Annotated in this window: 2 protein-coding genes; both read left to right on the top strand. The window is 67.5% G+C overall.

Translation table 11 applies throughout. From position 1 onward, the window contains the following. The first annotated feature begins 258 nt into the window (after window positions 1-258). Window positions 259-1,779 carry an IS21 family transposase gene (gene istA / locus PO768_RS28490; protein WP_272648748.1) on the top strand — a complete coding sequence of 507 codons (1,521 nt, stop codon included), beginning with the start codon at window positions 259-261 and terminating at the stop codon, window positions 1,777-1,779. An 85-nt stretch (window positions 1,780-1,864) separates the two neighbouring features. Further along, window positions 1,865-2,455: ATP-binding protein (locus PO768_RS28495; protein ID WP_272648749.1), on the top strand; the 591-nt coding region annotated here is incomplete at its 3' end.

A 2,455-nucleotide genomic window follows, 5' to 3' on the forward strand; every position in this document is an offset into this window, starting at 1 on the left:
TCCGGCCAGTCGAGGATCGGCATATACCGGCCACCTGAGCCGGTAGATAGCGCTCGTCAGGATCGTCATTTACCGGCCAGGCCGGGATCGGCATTTACCGGCCACCGCGTGATCGGCATATACCGGCCACGGCGTGATCGGCATTTATCGGCCACCGGCCGGCTTCTCGAAGGGTGTCTCGAGTCTTCCACCACCCCACGGCTACCGTCCGAGCTTTTTGGCTCGGAGGGCAGCAAGGTGGGTCGCAGAAGGATCGAGATGTTCCAGTACCGACAAGTGCTCGTGCGACTGCGCGCGGGCGACACCGCGCGAGAGATCGCGCGCAGCGGCCTTCTGGGCCGCGACAAGCTCACCGAGCTGGCAAGGCTGGCGCAGGCCCAAGGCTGGCTTGACGCTGAGCACGAACTGCCCGACGACGCGGCCATCGCTGCGGCTCTGGCGCCGCGCAAGCGAGCCGCATCGACGTTGTCCAGCGTCGAGCCCCTGCGCGAGGTCGTGCAGCGCTGGTTCGATGCCGGTGTGCAGGGCAGCGCGATCTGCGCCGCGCTCAAGCGTGAGCACGGCTTCACCGGCAGCTACTCGGCCGTGCGGCGCATGCTGCAGGGCATGCGCGCCTCGCTGCCGCCCGAGGTCACCGTGCGGCTGTCGTTCGCGCCCGCCGAGGCCGCGCAGGTGGACTTCGGCGCGGGCCCCAAGCTCACCCACCCGGACGGCACCGAACGCCGCACCTGGGCCTTCGTGATGACGCTGTGCCACTCGCGCCACCAATACGTCGAGTTCGTCTGGGACCAAACGGTGGCGACCTGGCTCGGCTGCCACCGCCGCGCCTTCGAATGGTTCGATGCCGTTCCTGAGCGGCTGATCATCGACAACGCCAAGTGCGCCATCATCAAGGCCTGCCGACACGACCCGCTGGTGCAGCGCGCCTATGCCGAATGCGCTGAGGGGTACAGCTTCAAAATCGACGCATGTCCGCCTCATGATCCACAAAAGAAGGGGATCGTCGAAGCCGGGGTCAAATACGTCAAAGGCAACTTCCTGCCCACGAGGACATTCCGCGATCTCGCCGACCTCAACGCACAGGTGCAGCAGTGGGTGATGCAGGAGGCGGGCCGGCGCGTGCACGGCACGACGCTGGAGCAGCCGCTGGTGCTCTTCGCGCTGGAGAAGCCGTTGATGCGCCGGCTGCCGTCGGTAGCACCGGACCTGGGGGCGTGGCATCGCGTCACCCTGCACCGGGACTGCCATGTGCAGTTCGACCGCAGCTACTACTCCGCGCCCTACGTGCTGGCGAGCAAGGCGCTGTGGCTGCGCGCGACGGACACCGTCGTGGCGCTGTACGAAGACTATCGCCACGTGTGCACACACCTGCGTGCTCGGCGCCCGGGGCAGCGCATGACGCAGCGCGATCACCTGCCACCTCAGGCGCAGGACTTCTTCGCCCGCGACAAACACTGGTGCCTCACGCGTGCCGCTGACGTCGGACCGCACTGCACGGAGCTGATCGCCCGGCTGCTGGGCGATCGCATCAGTGAGCGGCTGCGGGCGGCACAGGGTGTGCTCGGCCTGGCCAGTCGCTACGGCACACCGCGGCTGGAGACGGCCTGCGAGCGCGCGCTGTGCCACGACAGCCCGCACCTGCGCACCGTCAAGACCATCCTGTCCACCGGCGCCGATCTGCAAGCGATCACGACACCCGACACACCGGCGGCCTATGCCAATGCGCGCTTCACGCGTTCAGCCGCCGATCTCTTCGACGCCGACGGCACGCTGCATTGAACCGTGCCTCGCGCACGCGGCTGGCGAGGCCGTGGACGCGCGCGCGGGGCTTCTTCAATGCCATGGCCTTCACCCAGGATCCAATATGAACTCGAACCCCATCCCCGAACTCACGCCGCAGCTCAAGGCGCTGCGCCTGTCGGGCATCCTGGACTCGCTGGAGGCGCGCAATCGCCAAGCCATCGAAGGCAAGCTCGCCTACACCGAGTTCCTGGCCATGCTGATCAGCGACGAGGTCGCGCGGCGCGAGACCAAGAAGTTCTCGATGCGGCTGCGCCGTGCGCAGTTCCGCACCTCCAAGACGCTGGAGCAGTTCGACTTCGAGCGCTTGCCCAAGCTCAACCGCGCCCTCGTGCACGACCTGGCCACCGGACGCTACTTGCACGAGAAGGCGCCGGTGCTCATCGTTGGCCCCTCGGGCATCGGCAAGTCGCACCTGGCGCAGGCGCTGGGGCATTGCGCAGTGCGTCAAGGCGTGGATGTCGTCTTCTCCACGTGCACGGCGCTGACGCAGAGCCTCAACGCGGCGCGAGCCACCGGCACCTACGAACGCAAGCTCGCCACGCTCGCACGGGTACCGCTGCTCATCATTGACGACTTCGGACTCAAGCCACTGCGCGCTCCCGCCGACGAAGACCTGCACGACCTCATCGCCGAGCGGTACGAGCAGGCGGCA

It is taken from the genome of Paucibacter sp. XJ19-41, from assembly GCF_028462495.1.
GTDB lineage: Bacteria > Pseudomonadota > Gammaproteobacteria > Burkholderiales > Burkholderiaceae_C > Roseateles_E.

What these genes read in the sequence shown, in the direction of transcription:
- istA (WP_272648748.1), top strand. Translation starts at nt 259, where the DNA reads ATGTTCCAGTACCGACAAGTGCTCGTGCGACTGCGCGCGGGCGACACC.